Source organism: Lacimicrobium alkaliphilum (genome assembly GCF_001466725.1).
Classification (GTDB): Bacteria; Pseudomonadota; Gammaproteobacteria; order Enterobacterales; family Alteromonadaceae; genus Lacimicrobium; species Lacimicrobium alkaliphilum_B.
This window is the reverse complement of the sequence record NZ_CP013650.1, coordinates 906460-925701: the sequence shown is the minus strand read 5'-3', so window position 1 is coordinate 925701 and position 19242 is coordinate 906460. Positions and strand designations below refer to the sequence as shown.

Here is a 19242-nt window from a genome sequence, read left to right as displayed (position 1 = left end):
CATCATCGATACGGTTCACCGTGGGCCATAACTTGCTTTTGCCCACAAAGGCTGCCGGGTAGGCAGCGATCTTGCGGCTACAACTGTGGTTCTGTCCACTTCCCCTAAACTGAGACTGCCTAATTGGAGTTTTCTGCATTGATTAATGCAGGAGACTGGTCTGGATAGGTCAGGTTGGAAATGAGCACAAGCAAACCGCTTGTGCTCTGGTTTTATTCGCTCTGATGGCTTAGCTACCGGGGTTAAGAGCGGAGATATCCACGGGAGGTTGTGGTAACCCCATGTCGGCTACTTTTTGATAGCTTGCTTCAGACACCCCAACTCCCCATGTTTTAAAATGCTGCGTCAGATCATAGCCGGTAATTTCACTGAGGAATTCGAAAGTCGCATCGAAACTCGCCTGAGACGTGGCACACACAGACTGTTGCTGCTGGGAGTCAAGTTCCCGAAAACGTCTGTTTAGTTGACGGTACATATCCCAGCCGATATCTGGCAGCGCGTGCTTAATTTGCATTAAAAAGACCAGCTTGTCCCATACATCTGCATCGTCAGTGAACGAAAAATCGTCATTCAACTTATTGATCGCAATTGCATATCGGTTTTCCTGCTGTATGCGAGATTGCTGTCCAAGCGTGTCCTGAACATATAACGAAAATAGATTGACTGATGACTCTGTCCCGAACGGGCGACTCCAAAGACAAAACTGCTGGTAGTTATGTCCCGTCTCATGCCAGTTCCCCCAGCCATTGTTTCTGGCTGTATCCACTGAGAACAAATTCCACCCCGGGCCTGCCATGATAGGGTAACCAGCGTGAGCAAAACCCGCGGTTATTTGCACGTCAGAAACAAAACGTTCTTTTAATGTAGGCATCTTGTGCACGCCCGTAGCAGTCTTTTCAAAACCGGCTAAATCCCGCACCAATTCAATGGTTTGATCGAAGGTATTAAGCAGTGCCTCTGGATCCTCTACTTTTTGTAACTCCTCTTTAGACATATCCAGATACACATGCTTGCCTTCCAGTACGCCCCAGGGCGCACTATTTTCTCGTATAGCAAGCCAATTGGTAAATTTGTCGCGACCAAGTTTGAAATGAACCGTTTCCACCACGTTAGCAATGCTCACGGTGACATCGAGATCTTCAGATCGCTCAGAAGCAATAATTACCTGTCCTCCGTACTGACTGCGCAGTTTATTGATACCTCTGCTCAGTCGAACCTTTGTTGAGACACTGGTGTAACGTTTAACTTGCTTGCTATTGGTCACGTTAGGAGATGTCAATGCCAGTACATCAGTGTGCACATTGATAATGGCGTACAAATCTTCAAGGTCTTTTTCGGCACTCACATTGATTTCAATGATCTCTCCCGCCGGTGCGTAAGTTCCGGTGCTAATCCAGTGCTGACGCTTCAGGGTATCCAGAGTTTGATCTTCATGGAAATAGCGGTTGAATGTAACTTCTTTGGATATGCGGGGCCTGGATTCATCGACTTCGCCAGGATAGCTGCTGACATCACGCGGAAACGGCAGAGCTTCGTCAATGGCTGTGCGCCGATTAATAATATCCATGATTTGTTCCATCTTGTAGGCGTTTTCATCCCAGTCCGGAAAGGGGAACTCACTCACATAGTTTTCATCAATCTCGGCCGCCGCTAACGAGGGAACAAGCCATTGCTGATTGGCACCACCATGGGTGGGGTACACAATTATCGAAAGCTGCGACATGTTAACGTCAAACGACTCCCCGTTCTGCGAAAAAATATTGTCTTCATAAGACCATGCCTGAGCAGAACTATCATCACAGGCTTGCAGTACTAATTTGCTTTGTACATTGGCAACGCATTTCTGTGATTGTGTATGAGTTAATGTCTTGGTGCTTTCGTTATAACTCCAAAGCTGCGAGGTCTCGCTATTTTGACAATCCGTCAGCACGACAGCTTCATTATTGTCTGTACTACCAATGCACAGGCCTGGACTGGCCGCCGCCACGATTACCTGGCTTTCAAAGGTTAATGGGCTGGTAGATGAATTATCCCCCCCTCCCGTATCAGTATCGGTGCCGCTTTCACTGTCTGTTACCTTCTCAGTATCTGTGACTGTTTCAGTATTTTTGCCGCCGCAGCCATGCAGTACACCCAAAGCTACCAGCAAGCAAACAAAGCTAACCCTTGTTGTTTTTGATTTCATTTTCTTACTAACCCTTATCTTTTATTATTTATAATGTATTGCAAACCATCAATTAACATTAAAGTAATGTTACGAAAGTTTCAAATTGTTTTATTTTGAGTTTATCTCGTTTGTTGTGGAGACTTTTGATTTAAGGCAGATGTGCAGCGTAGGTGCGCTAATATCCATCAGTGCCCCGATTTGTTGATTAAACTCTCTCGCTTTTCAGACGATCAAAGGGTCAGAGTGGTTGAAACAGCATAATGCTCTGCTAGTGCCCCACTCTATATCCAGACTACATAGTAAAAGACCCGCCAGCCTTAGCTAGCGGGTCTTTAGTATTACTGCATTTGTCTGCGAGCAATCTTCATTACTTCGAAAAATCCAGCAGCTTAGCGATAACTCTCCACACTGGGGCAGGAGCAGATCAGGTTTCTGTCGCCGTATACATCGTCAATACGATTAACGCTGGGCCAGAATTTGCTTTTGCCCACAAAGGCTGCCGGGTAGGCGGCGGTATTGCGGCTGTAGCTGTGCGTCCACTCATCGTCGCAGATATCGGCCAGGGTGTGGGGGGCGTTATGCAGTGGGTTGTTGGTTTCATTCCATACCCCACTTTCCACTTTGGCGATTTCTTCACGGATCTTGATCATGGCCTCACAGAAGCGGTCCAGCTCGACTTTGGCTTCGGATTCGGTGGGCTCGATCATCAGCGTACCGGCAACCGGCAAAAGCAGAAAAATCAGCTATAAAGATGTCCGGGTTTTGTTGACCATAGCGGATGTCACCAAAGCTCTGAATTTGCCAGTTAACAACAAAGACATGACGCGGGATTAGCCTCCCTTCCTTAATTGCACCAGCAGACCCTCAGACTAACGTCGCTTGCGCTCCTTCAAGGTTGATATATTTTTTCCATTAAAGTATTTTATGAAATATACATTCCACCAACTCGATGTTCGATAGTTTAAACCAGCCGCAGGCTGGATACATGTGGGGGTTATTCATGAGCAGGATTGAAAACACCTTTGTCATCAGATGCCACTGTCATAGTTAGAATAGCAAAGCTACTCAGTGAGTAGGTTTGCCAGATACGCTACCTGACCAGATAGTCTCAGTATTTATGGGAGCCGGCCTACGGCTCAGCTGGAGAGCGCTGTATGGCAATGTCGGTTGCGGTCTGCGTCGGTGACGATAGCACCGATAAACTGATCGAAGCTTTGCGGACAGCAATTGCCAGGATGAAAGTCGCGAGTGAAGTGAAACCAATAACCCGCTGCAATTCAATCATAAACAAAGGTTTCAAAATTAGTATTTGCTGCAAAGACCTATTACTGGAGAACTTATGAAAACAACTCGGCGTTATTTTTTAAAATCATTGGCCATTGCTGGTGGGACGTTACCTTTAATTTCTGGAGCATGGCGCCAGGCACTGGCTGCGGCCACAGGCTACCCTCGACTTTTGCATGGCCCAATGGCGGGTTCTGTTGGACAAAATGATATTAACATCTGGATGCGCTCCAGTGGTCGCTATCAGGTTAGCATACAATATGGGAAGCAATCTGATCTCTCGGATGCCAGGCACAGCAAAGAAGTGCAAACTGGCCCGGAAAATGACTTTGTTGCACATATCAATATTTCAGGTCTGGAAGCGGATACTAAATACTACTACCGTCCGTGGGTCGATGGAAAACCGGCGAAATACATGGATAATATCCCCCCTTTCCAGTTCAAAACCGCCCCCGCAAAAAACGCCAAATTCCTTCTTGGCTTTGGGTCTTGCGCACGCTGGCAAGAATTTCCAGATCAGCCCATCTGGGACGCTCTGGATCGTTGGGATCCAGATTTGTTTTGCTGGCTAGGTGACAACATTTATGCCGATACAGTAGAACCAGGCATTATGTCTGACTTGTACAAAATCCAGCGCTCTGTACCAGAACTGCAGGGATTTTGTAGCCGGGTTCCGCAATTAGCCATTTGGGACGATCACGACTATGGCCTGAATAATAGCGATAAAGACAATCCGATGAAGGAGGAAAGCCTGAAGCTATTTAAACGCTACTGGGCAAATCCCTCATATGGGACCGAGCAATCTCCTGGAGTATTCTTTCAATACAATTATGCCGGGGTAGACTTCTTTTTCCTCGATAATCGCTATCACCGAGACTCAAACGGCCAGCCAGATGGCCCGGACAAGAGCCATCTTGGCAGTGAACAGTTAGCCTGGTTAAAAGATGGGCTTAAGGCCAGCTCTGCGCCGTTTAAAGTGCTTATCTGTGGTGGCGGCTGGTCGTACAATCCAGACTCCTTTGGGGAGGACAACTGGACCAGTTACCGACACGAACGTAATAACCTGTTTGATTTTATCCGTGATCAACATATCAGCGGCGTGCTGTTAATGTCTGGGGATATACACCGCTCCGAGGCAAACTGTATTCCATGGTCAGCTCAGGGGGGCTACGATCTTTACGAATTTGCCAGCTCTGGCCTCGCTCAGGACACCCCGATGCCGGAATCAATTGAAACACCGGAGATTCGTCTGCGTGAACCATTCACCGGAGGGCATAATGCAGGCTTGCTCGAGTTCGACCTCACTCAGGAAGATCCGGTAGTAAAATTCAATGTCATTAATTTTCGGGCGCAAACCGTTTGGGACAATCCAATCACCATACGCGCCAGTGAGCTGCGCAATGGTATTAGTAGTTGGAAGCAAAAAGTCGATCCCGAACTTCCAGCGCCTCTAAGAGCAGATGTTAAGGCCTGAAATACAAAATAAAATTTAGATCGGTGAGCACAGGCCAATTTGCGCATGGGGTGCGCAGCCGCAATCTGGATGCATGCATATAGCATCATCAGAATAAAAAAGCCCACTTCAAAGTAGGCTTTAACTATCCATTAAACAGCTGATTGGCTGCAAACAGCAGATTCTCTCCCTACCGATAACTCTCCACACTGGGGCAGGAGCAGATCAGGTTTCTGTCGCCATATACATCGTCGATGCGGTTTACCGTAGGCCAGAACTTGCTTTTGCCCACAAAGCCTACCGGGTAAGCGGCGGTGTTGCGGCTGTAGCTGTGCGTCCACTCGTCATCGCAGATATCGGCCAGGGTGTGGGGGGCATTATGCAGTGGGTTGTCGGTTTCACTCCACTCGCCACTTTCCACTTTGGCGATTTCTTCACGGATCTTGATCATGGCCTCACAGAAGCGATCCAGCTCGACTTTGGCTTCGGATTCGGTGGGCTCGATCATCAGCGTACCGGCAACCGGGAAGCTCATAGTGGGCGCATGGAAGCCATAGTCGTTAAGGCGTTTGGCGATATCCACTTCGGTAACACCGGAGGCTTCTTTAAGCTGGCGCAGGTCGATAATGCACTCGTGCGCTACGCGGTCATTACGGCCTTTATACAGTACCGGGTAGTGGCCGCTCAGTTGTTTGGCCACATAGTTGGCGTTGAGGATCGCCACTTCGGTGGCCTTTTTCAGCCCTTCGCCGCCCATCATTTTGATGTACATATAGCTGATAGGCAGAATCGAGGCGCTGCCCCATGGCGCGGCAGATACCGAGCCGTTGTTTTCGCCGGTACCGGGTATTTTTACCACCGGGTGATTCGGCAAAAACGGCGCTAAGTGTGATTTTACGCCAATAGGGCCCATGCCTGGGCCACCGCCACCGTGTGGAATGCAGAAGGTTTTATGCAGGTTCAGGTGCGACACATCGCCGCCAATAAAGCCGGGGGTGGTCAGGCCCACCTGGGCGTTAAGGTTGGCACCATCCATATACACCTGGCCGCCGTGCTGGTGCACGATATCGCAGATTTCGCGAATGCCTTCTTCATACACACCGTGGGTGGAAGGATAGGTCACCATAATGCACGACAGGTTATCGGCCATCTCTTCGGCCTTGGCTTTAAGGTCGGCCATGTCCACGTTACCGTTTTTATCACAGTTCACCACCACCACTTTCAGGCTGGCCATTTGCGCCGAGGCCGGGTTGGTACCGTGGGCCGAGCTCGGGATCAGGCACACATTACGGTGCCCTTCACCGCGACTTTCATGATAACGCTGTATGGCGATAAGACCCGCATACTCACCCTGCGCACCAGAGTTAGGCTGCATGGAGATATTGTCGTAGCCGGTGATCTCCACCAGATCATCACCCAGCTCGTTAATCATCTGCTGGTATCCCTGAGCCTGATCGATGGGGCAGAAGGGATGCAGCTTGCCAAACTCCGGCCAGGTGATGGGGATCATCTCGGCGGTGGCGTTGAGCTTCATGGTGCACGAGCCCAGTGAAATCATCGAGTGATTCAGGGCCAGATCCTTATCTTCTAAGGATTTGATATAGCGCAGCATCTCGGTTTCAGAGTGGTGGCTGTTAAACACTTCATGGGTAAGAATGTCTGAGGTGCGCACCAGATCAGCAGGGATGGAATCGCTGCCTTCGGTGGTCACCAGCGCATCCAGATTGTTTACATCAAGGTTATGGCCTTCGCCTAAGAATACGTCAAACAGCGCGCTGACATCGGCAGCGGTGGTGGTTTCATCCAGGCTCACACCCAGCATGCCATCGAGATCGGTACGCAGATTAATACCCGCCTTCAGCGCCCGTTCGACAATCTCGTCTTTGTTGTCGGTGAGTACGGTAAGGGTGTCAAACCAGCTCGCGTGCTTCAGGGCCAGACCTTTCTGTTTAAGGCCGCTGGCAAGAATATCGGTGAGGCGGTGGATACGGTTGGCAATGGTTTTTAAGCCCTCTGGGCCATGGTACACGGCATAGAAAGAGGCGATATTGGCCAGCAGCACCTGTGCGGTACAGATATTGGAATTGGCCTTCTCACGGCGGATATGCTGTTCACGGGTTTGCAGCGCCATACGCAGCGCGGGCTGGCCGCGGCTGTCCTGAGACACACCAATAATCCGCCCGGGCAGAGAGCGCTTGTACGCATCGCGGGTCGCAAAAAAACGCCGCATGGGGTCCACCGTAGCCCATGGGTACACCAAAACGCTGGGCACTGCCAAGCACCACATCGGCGCCCATTTCGCCGGGGGATTTGAGCAGCACCAGGCTCATAATATCGGCCGCTACCGCCACAACGCCTTTTTTGCTTTGTACCGCTGCAATCAGGTCGCTGATGTCGCGTACCTCACCTGTAGTGCCAGGGTATTGTAACAATGCACCGAAGACATCCAGCTCAGCCACGTCATCGGCGGGGCCGGTCTGCACTTCAAAACCGAACAGATCGGCACGGGTTTTTACCAGGTCGATGGTTTGCGGGTGCACATCATCGGCGATAAAAAACAGATTGGATTTTTTGTTTTTCGATACCCGTTTGGCCAGCGCCATGGCTTCGGCGGCGGCGGTACCTTCGTCCAGCAATGAGGCTGAAGCCAACTCCAGGCCGGTCAGATCAATGGTCATCTGCTGGAAGTTCAGCAGCGACTGCAGGCGGCCCTGGGCAATTTCCGGCTGATACGGGGTGTAGGCGGTGTACCAGCCCGGATTTTCCAGCACGTTGCGCAGGATCACATTGGGGGTGTGGGTGTCGTGATAGCCCATACCGATATTGCTGCGCAGCACCTTGTTTTTGCTGGCAATGGCTTTGAGTTTGGCCAGCGCCTCGTTTTCTGTCTGACTCTCGCCCAGCTTCAGCGGCTCGGGCAGGCGGATACCGGCTGGTACGGTCTGTTCAATCAGCGCCTCCAGCGAGTCGGCGCCAACGGTTTCCAGCATGGCAGCAATTTCTGCCTGTCCGGGGCCGATATGACGACGAACAAAATCCTGCTTTTGTTCCAGTTGCGATAGGGAAAGAGTCGGATCAGACATAAGGCTCACTTGTCAGGTTTAAAAGTTAAAAAATATAAAAAGTGGGGTGAAAAGTGGGGCAGGATAAGTGGGGTCAGAGTAAAATTATTTGGCTGCGCTTGCTTAGTTTTTTAGCATACTGCAATGCAAATAATTTTACTCTGACCCCACTTATCCTATTCTCGCCCACTTTTTAAAGGTTTATTCTTCGTCGATGCTGTTTTCGTAGCCTTCGGCGTCCAGCAGCTCGTTAAATTCGCTGTCATCGTCGGCCTTGATACGGAACAACCAGCCATCACCGTAGGGGTCGGAGTTAACCAGCTCTGGTGAGTCTTCCAGTTCTTCGTTGATGGCGACCACTTCACCACCAATTGGCGCGTACACATCAGAGGCGGCTTTTACCGATTCGGCCACGGCCACATCGTCACCTGCAGCCACGGTGTCGCCCACATCAGGCAGCTCAACAAATACCATATCTCCCAGCAGCTCCTGAGCGTGCTCGGAAATACCGACGGTGTAGGTGCCGTCACCTTCAGGGCGAACCCACTCGTGGGAGGCGGCATAACGCAGTTCTGACGGGATATTACTCATTGGAATTCCTCTTTTAATTCTTTGCTTGAGCGATAAGTGGGGTCAGAGTAAACTTTTTGCGACGTGAGATCGTGTTTTTGTTTAGCAAGAAAAAGTTTACTCTGACCCCACTTATCATGTCACTTGTTACTTAGTGTTCAACCTTTTTGCCGTTGCGCACAAAACTGGGCTTAACGACTTTTACTGTAACCCACTTTTTGCGCATTTCCACCTCGGCGGTGGTACCCACTGGTGCCGGTACTCTGGCCATGGCAATACTGTGGCCTAATGTGGGGGAGAAGGTGCCAGAAGTGATCACCCCTTCGCCGCCTTCTACTTTTACTGTCAGGCCACTGCGCAGCACGCCTTTTTCTTCCATCACCAGGCCAACCAGCTTTTCTTTGCCACTGCGGTTATATTCTTCAACGGCAGCACGGCCAACAAACTCACGTTCTTCGGGTAACCAGCTGATGGTCCAGCCCATATTGGCTGCCAGTGGCGAGGTGTTTTCATCCATATCCTGGCCGTACAGGTTCATACCCGCTTCCAGGCGCAGAGTATCGCGGGCACCCAGGCCACAAGGCTGTACACCGGCATCCAGCAGTTTCTGCCAGAACGCCCCGGCATCGGCCGCCGGTACCATAATCTCATAGCCCGCTTCACCGGTATAACCTGTGGTGGCGATAAATAAATCGCCACTGTACACGCCGAAAAACGGCTTCATGCCTTCAACGGCAGATTTTTGCTCGTCAGTGAACAGGGTTGCCGCCTTTTCTTTGGCATTGGGGCCCTGCACGGCGATCATGGCCAGATCAGGCTGCTCGATAATCTGAATATCGAAACCCTCGGCCACTTTGGTCAGCCAGTTCATGTCCTTTTCACGGGTGGCAGAGTTCACTACCAGGCGGTAGTCGTCTTCGGCAAAGTAGTAGCAAATGAGATCATCCACCACACCGCCCTGCTCATTCAGCATACCGCTGTAAAGGGCTTTGCCTTTGACCTTGAGCTTGTCTACGTCGTTGGCCAGCAAATAGCGCAGGTAAGCTTTGGCCTGAGGGCCCTTGATGTCAACGATGGTCATATGGGAGACGTCAAACATACCGGCGTCACGGCGCACGGCGTGGTGCTCTTCAATCTGTGAACCATAGTTGATTGGCATTTCCCAACCGTGGAAATCCACCATCTTGGCACCTGCTTCGAGGTGTTTGGGGTGCAAAACCGTTTTGCTTGGCGTCGTTGACATAGCCTTACCTGAGATTGATGATAAAGTGGCCTGAATTATAGGCCCTTGCCAGTGGTGCAACAAATTGGAAATCTTAATAGAATGATTAAGTTTTGTTATGTATTATTTGTTTTTTATTAGTAAAGCTGATGGGATATATGGGTGAGGAGTAGAAAAAGTGGGGTCAGAGTAAACTTTTCTAAACGTTCAGTTGATTGATTTACACAAGATTCAAAAAGTTTACTCTGACCCCACTTTTTCTCCTTACTAAACGACATGAAGCAACTTTCTCTGGATAATTTACGGGCCCTGGTGGCGGTGGTGGATATGGGCGGCTATGCCAAGGCCGGTGAATACCTGGGCCGCTCGCAGCCAGCTATCAGTCTGCAGATAAAACGCCTGGAGGCGCAGATTGGCCGGCGCTTGTTTAACCGCCAGGGCCAGAAGCAGCAGATCAATGCCGATGGGTTGCTGTTGTATCGCCGTGCCCGGCAGATGCTGACTCTGAATGATGATATTCTGCGCGAATTTGAGCAATCCCAGCTCACCGGCCAGTTGCGCCTCGGCCTGCCCAGTGAGTTTGCCACCCGGGTGCTGCCCAGCATTATCGGCGATTTCTCCAAGGCCTATCCGGATGTGACCCTCGAAGTCAGCTGCGACTTAAGTAAATCCTTGCTGCGAAAAGATCAGCGCAAAGAGTACGATCTGATCCTGGCGCTGGATGATGAGCCCGGTGATAACCGCCCCGAAACCCTGTTAAAGGATGACCTGATCTGGGTGGCCCACGCCGGTTATCAGCTCAATGCCGATAACATTGCTCTGGTGGCCGCACCACAGGGTTGTATTTATCGCCAGCGTGCACGCCAGAGCCTGCAACAGGCGGGCCTGCGCTGGCGGGTCAGTTACACCAATGCGGATATCGGCGGTATTACGGCGGCATTAAAAGAGGGGCTGGGTATTACTGTGCTGGCAAAAAGTACCCTGCCCGATGAACTGGTTGAGCTGAGACACCCTGCCCTGCCGGAGCTTGGCAAAGTGGGCATCAATCTGTTTATTCAGTCTGAGCAACATCCCCAGGCCAGCAGCAAACTGGCAGAGTTTATCCGCACGCGATTGGCCTGATAGGTCAGGGGCATTGAATGATGGTTTAAGGCACTGGACTCCCGCTAACAACATGCGGGAGTGACGAAGAGTTTGTATGCAGGAGTGACGGGGAAAGGATATGCGGGAGAACCTTAGCTTTACCCGGATTCCGCTTCATTACATCCGGGCTACCTGTCGGATGGCCGAATACTCTGATGACTTTGTGTCCCTGCGAGATCGGCAGAAGTTATTCCATCTGTCTACCATCAGAATAAATTAACTATTTACAAAAAGCACACCAGCTTGCCACTTCGACGTGCATTATTCAAACAATCACCCTTTAACATCCATGCCGTTTTTTTGCTTTATATTTCAATAATTTAAACAAAACCCTCCCGACTTACAAGAGCCATGATAACAAATTCACACAATTTAAAGATTAATAAATTATTTATTAAAACAGATCAGTGTTGCAATATTGTATTCTTATTTGTAAATTATTTATGAATAATCCCGCATGCGTTAACACAGGAGACTCGCATGATTAATAAGCAGAAAAACACACTTGCCACCGCAGTTCAGATTGCCCTGTTGACAGGCTATGGCCTGAGCACATTGGCTTTTGCACAAGAATCCAACAGCGAAAACGAGAAAAAAGACAATGCCGATGTTGAGGTGGTTGAGGTTAAGGGCTATCGCGCGTCAGTGCAGAAGAGCCTGAACATCAAGCGCTTTTCCGACACTATTGTTGACGCCATTTCTGCTGAGGATATCGGCAAGTTCCCGGATCAGACAGTGGCCGATGCATTGCAGCGTATCGCCGGTGTACAGGTGCAGCGCTCAGAAGGTGAAAGTGACCGGGTCAGTATCCGGGGTACCGCTCCTCATCTGAATCTGACCTTACTCAATGGTCAGAATGTGGCCTCTGCGACGGCATCCTCTTCTATTATTACCGCTTCCCGGGGTTTTAACTACTCCCTGCTGCCCACGGAACTGATCGACACTCTGGAAGTGCACAAGTCGGCGAAGGCCAAGGTACAGGAAGGCTCTTTAGGCGGCACGGTGATTGTCAAAACCCGCCGGCCCTTCGATGATGAAGCTCATTCTTCCGCATTTTCACTTAAAAGCGCTTATCAGGAAACCACCGGTGAGCACAGCCCCATTTTGTCAGGCTTCTATAGCTGGAAAAATGACAATGAAAACTTCGGGTTTAATATCGGTGCCGTGCTTAAAGAAACCACCACCCAACGGGATGGCTACCGTGCTGGCGGTTTTAACTACTTAGACAGCGTTGATGGCGAGACTTATTACAGCCCACGCAGCGTAGATGCCTCTCGCTTTGAGGCAGACAAAGAACTGACCACTATCAGCAGCAGCCTGCAGTACGCCTTTGATGACAATAAACAGCTCACCTTTAACAATCTTTACTCAGAAGCTGACAAAGAAAACCGCTCTTTTGCCAATGGTGTATGGATAGGCGAAAACAGCTTTGCGGATCTGTCCGGTACTATTGAAAACGGCATTTTAACCAGTGGTTCTCTGGCCCCCAATGACGCCGATTTGAACCCCGATGCCCGCTGGAACCATTTTGGTAATTATCTGGAGTCTCGTTACACCACCACCCGTGAAGAGGGTTCCTATAAAACCCGCGTACATGATCTGAAATTTGAATGGAATTCCAACGCTTTTACCTTCTCGGCTCAGGCTGGTATTACCAAGGCTGAAGGGGCGATATCTATCCGCGCGCTGGACTTTGAAGCGCAAACCAATGCCACCTTCGATCTGAGCGGCCAGCACATCGACTTTACTCTGGATCAGCAAACCACCCCACAAGACTATGTGGGTGTGTATATTGCCGATAAAAACTATGTCAATGATCAGGAAGAGGTCTATGCTCAGACCGACCTGAATTACCTGCTGGACGGTGATTTCTTTACCTCTATTGATGTGGGTCTGCGTTATAGTGATCACGAGAAGACCTCACAGGTGCAGCTGAATGAGCATTACCCCTGGTTCTCTTACAACGAGGAATACAGCGGCTCAGCTTATCTTGAAAGCCTGTACCCCGGCTTTGGTGTGCAGTCACTGGATTTAGGCGGCTGGGCCGACAGCACTGTGGATGACTTTATGGGCGGTGGCAGCCAGCCTTACCTGTATGACTTTAACTTTGGCAACCTTGACTCTGCCTTTGATGAAGTCGGACTGCTGAGAAGTTACTGGCATCCGTCTTATGCGCTGGATCTGAAAGAAAAAGTCACCAGCGCCTACGTGCAGGCCAACTTTAATTCAGGCAAATGGAAAGGTAATGTCGGTGTACGTATCGCCAAAACCGATCAGACCAGTGTAGGTTTCGATATCCTAAAGCCTGATGGCTGGTTCCCCGGCGATAAACTGGCCGATGCGCAGTCACCGGTAACGGTCGAGCGGGATTACACTGATGTGCTGCCGAGTCTGAATATCTCCTATGATTTCAGAGACGATATCATTCTGCGCTTTGCCGCGGCCAGCGTGATCTCACGGCCAGACTATGATCTGCTGGCGCAGCGAAAAATCTACTCCCGTACCGGCGGTATTCAGGGCAACCCCTGGCTGAATCCTACTGAGGCAGACCAATACGATATCTCGGCGGAATATTATTTCACCGATGCATCTATTTTGTCACTGGCCTATTTCTATAAAGATATTAAATCCTATGTCACCGAGGAAATGGTCGAAACCAATGTACTGCTGCCAGAGGATGACAGCGTTAACGTACTGGATGAGGAAGATGTAGGTTATTACATTGCGCAGATGGAGCTTCGCACGCCGGTCAATGGCGGTGGCGGCACCAACCAGGGGGTTGAAGTTAACCTTCAGCATGATTTCGGTAATGGGTATGGCGCCATGGCCAACTACACCTATCAGGATGCCGACATGGATGAAGAGGATGAGATCCTGCCGAATAACTCAAGAGATACCTTTAATGTCAGCGGTTTCTATGAGAAAAACGGTATTCTGGCGCGCTTGTCTTATACCTACCGCAGCGAGTATTTCGCCGGTCTGTCCAGACATATCGACAGATACACTGACAGTTATGGTCAGTGGGATGCCAACTTCAGCTATGACTTTAATGACAACTTTTCTGTCATGCTGCAGATCCTTAACCTCACTGACGAAAATCAGAAGGCCTTTGTGAAAAGCGAGTCTGGCGCAAAAGCCTTATTGTCGGAGTACAACTACGGCCGCAGAGCCTTCGTTGGCGTTTCAGCCAAGTTCTGATGCGGTGGTAATCAAAAAAGCCGTCTGCAGCAATGCAGACGGCTTTTTTTGTTTTCAGTTCTGTAAACTGATTGACGTTTAAACGCGATTACCGGATTCCGCTTCGCTACGACCGGATAAACAAAAGTGCCGGACTCCGGCTAACAAAAGCCGGAATGCCCCTTTATTGATCCTGCAGGTTCCCTGCTTTATCACTGCCTAATGTTGTTGCTCACCGGCCACCCAGGTTTGCAGCACCCGGGTTTGCCAGATTTTCTGTGGCGGAATGTCAAAGATATCCTGATCCACCAGGATAAAGTCGGCCCATTTGCCTGCCGCCAGGTTACCCAATACCTGTTCCTGATGGGCCGCATAGGCCGCGTCCAGGGTAAAGGCGCGCAGCGCCTGTTGCAGGGTCATGCGCTGCGAGGGGATCCAGCCATCTAAAGGCTCGCCTTTGTGATTCTGGCGGGTCACCGCTGCGTGCAGACCATGAAAGGGGTTGGCCAGTTCCACCGGGAAATCCGAGCCGGCCGCCAGCACTGTACCCTGCGCTAAAAATCGCTGCCAGGCATAGGCACCTTTAAGGCGTTCGGCGCCGATTCTGTCCTCGGCCATATTCATATCACTGGTGGCATGCACCGGCTGCATGGAGGCGATAATATTAAGCTGTTTAAAGCGAGGAATATCCTCAAGGGTAACCACCTGGGCGTGCTCTATACGATGGCGAAGGTCTTTACCCCCTACTTTTTGATAAGCCTTTTCGAAGTTGTCCAGCGCCAGGCGGTTAGCTTTATCACCGATGGCATGAAAGTTAAACTGAAAACCATGGCCCAGCACCTGTTCAAACAGGGCCGGAAGTTTCTCTTCTGCGGTCACCATCAGCCCGTGATGATGAGGCTGGTCACTGTAGGGCTCAAGCAACGCCGCACCGCGGCTGCCCAGCGCACCATCGCCGAAGCCTTTGACTGAACGGATCACCAGCATATCGTCCTGGCTGGCAAAGGGCCCTTGCTCGAGCATTTGTTTCAGTTGCGGATCCGATGCTGCGAGCATGGCATAAATGCGCAGTGATAACTCACCGGCTTTGACCTGCTGGCGATAGAATTCGGCCTGCTGTTGGCTGATACCGGCGTCATGCACACTGGTAATGCCCAGCGATAACAAATGTTGAGAGGCCGTATCCAGTGCCAGTTCAAGACTTTGTTCAGTTTGCTCAGGCAACAGAGTACTGACCAGCTGCATGGCGTTATCGATCAGTACACCGGTTGGATTGCCGTTCTCATCACGCAGGATCTGGCCGCCTTGTGGATCCGGCGTGTTTTTATCGATGCCTGCCAGTTCCAGCGCTTTACTGTTGACCCAGGCAGCATGCACATCCACACGGGTCAGATAGACCGGTTTATCTTTAATCATCTTATCCAGATGGCCTGCAGTGGGATAGTTCTTATCCGGCCACAGTACCTGATTCCAGCCATGGCCGCTGATCCATTGCTGCTGCGGATTATCGGCGGCAAAATCTGCAACCTGCCTGGCCGCCTGCAGTGCACTGGCGCTGCCGCGCACATCCACCTTAAGCAGGTTTTCACCCAGCTCCAGAATATGGCCATGGGCGTCTGTCAGCCCCGGCAACAGGGTCTTGCCCTGACCGTCAATTCTCTGTGCATCGGGATACTCTGCCAGCAGCTCATCATTACCGGTAGCCAGCACCTTACCCTTTTCAAAAACCAGTACAGTAAAACTGCCAAGGCCCTGCTCTGGCAGAATATGGTAGCCCTGAACATTGTGCACAAGTTTGGGCGCGGCCTGGCTTATCGGGCTTGCCGCCACCAGAGCCAGTGTGGTGAGTATCCACAGAAAACGACGCATATCAGGTTCTCCTTATTGTTATTATTTTTCCAGCCGGCAAGGCGGTTGCGCCTTAGCTTAACTTAAAAAGGTCGAGAGCTCGTCAACATGAGATTTGGTCTCGGTGATCAGTTCTCCAATTTCAGAGGCTGCCTTATTCGAGCTTTGGGCCAGGGTGCGTACCTCATCGGCAACCACTGCAAAACCACGGCCGGCTTCTCCGGCTCTGGCCGCTTCGATCGCCGCATTCAGGGCCAGCAGGTTGGTCTGATCAGATACCGCATTAATGCTGGTAACAATACTCTGGATCCTGTCCAGTACCTGTGACATAGCGCTGTGGGTATCTTCAATCACCCTGTTACGCTGCGAGACGTTATTACCAAACATCACAAGCTTCTCCGGTTTACCATTGAGATCATTCACCGGTTTGATAATACATTCGAGGGTAACCAGCTGGCTGGCGGCATTTTCGAGTTTAAGCGTCACGCTGGCCGACGCGCCGTTTTTAACCTCAGTCGCCTCACGGTCACTGAGGTGGCCAAAGATGTTACCGACAATACCGGCAAACTCCTGTGAGCTGATCTTGCCCATTTGCTCCAGAGTATAGTCGTTGCATAATGTCAGCCTGCCCTGGAGATCAAATTCCATCACTGCAGACTGGCTGCTGATGGCCTCTTTCTGGCTCAGTTGTTCCAGCACCTGCTTCTTGATCTCACGAATATCAGAGCTGACACCCACAAACCCAGTATGTCGGCCGTTTTTATCAAAAGTGGGGTTTACCGCCAGCACTATCCAGTAGGGTTCGCCGTTTTTGTCATAGTTGAGCAGCTCCTCATAGAAGGGCTCTTTTTGCTTCAGCTTTTTGGAGATCCGCGCTACGGTTTCCCGGTTGGTTTGCTCGCCCTGAAGCAGGCTCCCCGGCTTTCTGCCTTTAACTTCAGCCAGGGAATAACCGGTAAGCTTTTCAAATCCGGGGTTCACATATTCCACTAACCCATCAGGGTCAGTAATCAACACCGAGGTACTGGTATTGGCCACCACACGGCCCAGCATTTCCACTTCATGTAACTGATTGGTGAAGGCGGAGATATCCTGAATACGGATCGCCTTGTAGACCTTGCCTTCCAGTTCAATCCACTGCACATTAACCTGCATCGTAGAGTCGATGTTGGCATCGGGTTTTAAGGTCTGGGTATCTTTGATTTTGGCAATACGGCTAACCACTGAAGAGCCGGCGAAATTGTCCCCGGCTTTGATTTTTTCCAGATTCAGAATCCGGCGAGCAGTCTGATTGATCAGCACCAGCTTGTCTGATTCATTCACCACTACCAGTGCTTCATCGGTGCCGTTAAACACCTTTTCTTTTAACTGGGTCAGCATATCCGGCTCAGCCACAGGGTCAATCAATACCAGACTGTGAGTCTTGTCGTCCTGCTGCAGTGTGGAGAACTTCACTTCCAACAGGGTCTGTGAAGGCAGCTTATAGAGTTTGCTATGGCGGTTAGTGGCATGCACGCCCTGTTTGTCTTCGGCACTGGCTGGTTGCATAAACCTGTCCAGTTGCTGACCTTTGAGGCTGGTGAGAGGCTGGCCCAGCAATTCAGCGCAAATAGCGTTAGCATGTTGCACCCGGTCATTGCTATCCAGTACCAGAGCCGCATCTTTAAGGCTGTTGACAAGGTTACAAAGCATAGACCAGTTCTTTCGTTCGGCGTTAAACCACATAGCACACCCACTGTGAATACAAATGAATAGCCAGCTTACGTAAACTGGACCTTGAAGGATCGATCGCTGCCAAACCGAACAGTACCGAACATATTACAGTATCGGCGGCTGGTCCAGATAATCCACTTTCCATATCTGCTGCATTTTCGCCGCATCGATATTGCCACCTGAAATAATCACCAGCGCCTTGCTCGGCTCCGGCCGCTCCTGCAGCCAGCCGACCACAGCGGCCATGGTCATGGCACAGGTGGGTTCAAGGTGAATCTTCAGCAGATGCTGCAACCATTGTGTCCAGTAAGCAATCTGCACTTCATCCACTTCATAAAACCCATCCAGTTGCTGCAATAAAGGAAATGTCAGGTCTCCCACTGCCGGCGTGGCAGCGCCATCGGCAAGGGTTTTCGGCGGACCGTCAAGACGCACAATATGGCCCTCTCGCAGGGAGTTGGCAGCATCGTTGGCCGCCAGCGGTTCGGCGCCAATCACTTCGGCGTCCGGACACAGGCCATTTGCAGCCAGTAAAGTGCCGCCCAATAAGCCGCCGCCGCCACAAGGTGCAAACACAGCATCGACCTGTTTCAGGTCTTCCAGTGCTTCCAGCGCTGCGGTGCCCTGACCGGCAATAATCTGCTGATGATTAAAAGGAGGGATCCACAGCGCCCCGGGTTGTTCAGCGGCTTGTTGTACTGCCTCATCCGCCTCTGTACGGGTGGCAAAGAGTTTAAGTTCTGCGCCATAGTACTGGGTGGCCGCCGCTTTGACCCTGGATACGTTTTCGGTACTGAAAATGGTTGCAGGGATATCAAACAGCGAAGCAGCATAGGCGATAGCCTGTGCATGATTGCCGGAGCTGTTAGCGACAATACGTTCAGGCAACTGATCCTTTTCTTTAAGCCAGGCCAGCACATTCGTTGCGCCTCTTAACTTAAACGCGCCGGTACGCTGCAGACATTCAAGCTTAAAGAACACCTGGTGGCCGAGCCAGGAATCAAGCAGGCTGGAGTTAACAACAGGGGTACGGTGCACGAAAGGCCGGATGCGCTCACTGGCAGCGCGCACATCGTCAAAAGTGGGTAGAGACATAGGGATTCCTGCAACAACAAAAAACAGCTCTCACTTTAGCATGCTGTTTATTGCCGGTCATTCTGGCCTACGGCTGTTTATCCTGGTTATCGTCCTATTGTCAGATCTCTGTTTACAACCTGAACTCACGCAGAGGCGCTGAGAGCGCAGAGGTCTTAATTGTTCGTGTCATGCCCGAATGCCGTTATCGGACATCCGGTGAGCTTTGCTGCCTGGGGGCTACTAATGAGTGAATAAAGGCACTGGACTCCCGCCAACAGCACGCGGGAGTGACGGAGAGCCAGAGTACGTCATGCCCGAATGCCGTTATCGGGCATCCAGTGACCTGTGACAAAGAGACTTAACCATAGAGGCGCTGAGAGCGCAGAGGTTTAGACCAATAATCTCTGCAACCTCCGCGTTCTCTGCGACCCGGCGGTAAATTTAATGTTTTTTTGTGCTCAGAGTGGAGCAATACCCGTATTCCGCTTCGCTTTATACGGGCTACGACTTATTGCTGACAACTGAT

8 protein-coding genes and 3 pseudogenes are annotated in these 19242 nt (G+C 50.8%); 3 read left to right on the top strand and 8 right to left on the bottom strand.

The genetic code is table 11. From position 1 onward, the window contains the following. Positions 1–229: 229 nt before the first annotated feature. The gene (locus tag AT746_RS04235) at positions 230–2185 is read right to left on the bottom strand and encodes a M60 family metallopeptidase (protein ID WP_082633147.1); all 1956 of its coding nucleotides are present in this window, start codon (positions 2183–2185) and stop codon (positions 230–232) included. Between the two features lie 371 nt (positions 2186–2556). Then, positions 2557–2892, bottom strand: a pseudogene (locus AT746_RS04230) (glycine dehydrogenase (aminomethyl-transferring)); the annotation flags it as partial. Between the two features lie 614 nt (positions 2893–3506). On the opposite strand from AT746_RS04230, the gene AT746_RS04220 reads away from it, so the two are divergent. Beyond that, positions 3507–4925, top strand: a complete 1419-nt coding sequence (locus AT746_RS04220) for an alkaline phosphatase D family protein (protein WP_062476867.1) — start codon at positions 3507–3509, stop codon at positions 4923–4925. A 169-nt stretch (positions 4926–5094) separates the two neighbouring features. Here the strand turns inward: AT746_RS04220 and gcvP are convergent. The 3 genes and pseudogenes from gcvP to gcvT all read right to left on the bottom strand — a co-directional run bounded on the left by gcvP (position 5095) and on the right by gcvT (position 9779). Continuing rightward, positions 5095–7987 (bottom strand): annotated as a pseudogene (gene gcvP, locus AT746_RS04215) (aminomethyl-transferring glycine dehydrogenase). A gap of 180 nt (positions 7988–8167) precedes the next feature. Beyond that, a complete protein-coding gene (gene gcvH, locus AT746_RS04210) occupies positions 8168–8557 on the bottom strand; it encodes a glycine cleavage system protein GcvH (RefSeq protein ID WP_062476864.1) in 390 nt (129 codons plus the stop codon). A gap of 130 nt (positions 8558–8687) precedes the next feature. Then, the gene (gene gcvT / locus AT746_RS04205) at positions 8688–9779 is read right to left on the bottom strand and encodes a glycine cleavage system aminomethyltransferase GcvT (RefSeq protein ID WP_062476861.1); all 1092 of its coding nucleotides are present in this window, start codon (positions 9777–9779) and stop codon (positions 8688–8690) included. 255 nt (positions 9780–10034) lie between these two features. Here gcvT and AT746_RS04200 point away from each other — a divergent pair, with 255 nt between their 5' ends. Next, positions 10035–10880, top strand: a complete 846-nt coding sequence (locus tag AT746_RS04200) for a LysR family transcriptional regulator (protein ID WP_062476858.1) — start codon at positions 10035–10037, stop codon at positions 10878–10880. Between the two features lie 501 nt (positions 10881–11381). Then, a complete protein-coding gene (locus AT746_RS04195; protein WP_062476855.1) occupies positions 11382–14099 on the top strand; it encodes a TonB-dependent receptor in 2718 nt (905 codons plus the stop codon). Positions 14100–14297: 198 nt separating this feature from the next. On the opposite strand, the gene AT746_RS04190 is transcribed toward AT746_RS04195, so the two are convergent. The 3 genes and pseudogenes from AT746_RS04190 to AT746_RS04180 all read right to left on the bottom strand — a co-directional run bounded on the left by AT746_RS04190 (position 14298) and on the right by AT746_RS04180 (position 18734). Next, positions 14298–15947 (bottom strand): amidohydrolase, encoded by a 1650-nt coding sequence (locus tag AT746_RS04190; RefSeq protein ID WP_062476852.1) that lies wholly within the window; start codon positions 15945–15947, stop codon positions 14298–14300. A gap of 57 nt (positions 15948–16004) precedes the next feature. Then, a pseudogene (locus AT746_RS20265) lies at positions 16005–16976 on the bottom strand (methyl-accepting chemotaxis protein); the annotation flags it as partial. 768 nt (positions 16977–17744) lie between these two features. After that, complete coding sequence (locus tag AT746_RS04180) at positions 17745–18734, bottom strand: serine/threonine dehydratase (protein WP_062476846.1); 990 nt, start codon at positions 18732–18734, stop codon at positions 17745–17747. Positions 18735–19242: the final 508 nt, after the last annotated feature.

Bases quoted from the DNA above. Each gene is read 5' to 3' on its own strand.
- AT746_RS04220 (WP_062476867.1), top strand. From the start codon at position 3,507: ATGAAAACAACTCGGCGTTATTTTTTAAAATCATTGGCCATTGCTGGT.
- AT746_RS04180 (WP_062476846.1), bottom strand. From the start codon at position 18,734: ATGTCTCTACCCACTTTTGACGATGTGCGCGCTGCCAGTGAGCGCATC.
- gcvH (WP_062476864.1), bottom strand. From the start codon at position 8,557: ATGAGTAATATCCCGTCAGAACTGCGTTATGCCGCCTCCCACGAGTGG.
- gcvT (WP_062476861.1), bottom strand. From the start codon at position 9,779: ATGTCAACGACGCCAAGCAAAACGGTTTTGCACCCCAAACACCTCGAA.
- AT746_RS04200 (WP_062476858.1), top strand. From the start codon at position 10,035: ATGAAGCAACTTTCTCTGGATAATTTACGGGCCCTGGTGGCGGTGGTG.
- AT746_RS04235 (WP_082633147.1), bottom strand. From the start codon at position 2,185: ATGAAATCAAAAACAACAAGGGTTAGCTTTGTTTGCTTGCTGGTAGCT.
- AT746_RS04190 (WP_062476852.1), bottom strand. From the start codon at position 15,947: ATGCGTCGTTTTCTGTGGATACTCACCACACTGGCTCTGGTGGCGGCA.
- AT746_RS04195 (WP_062476855.1), top strand. From the start codon at position 11,382: ATGATTAATAAGCAGAAAAACACACTTGCCACCGCAGTTCAGATTGCC.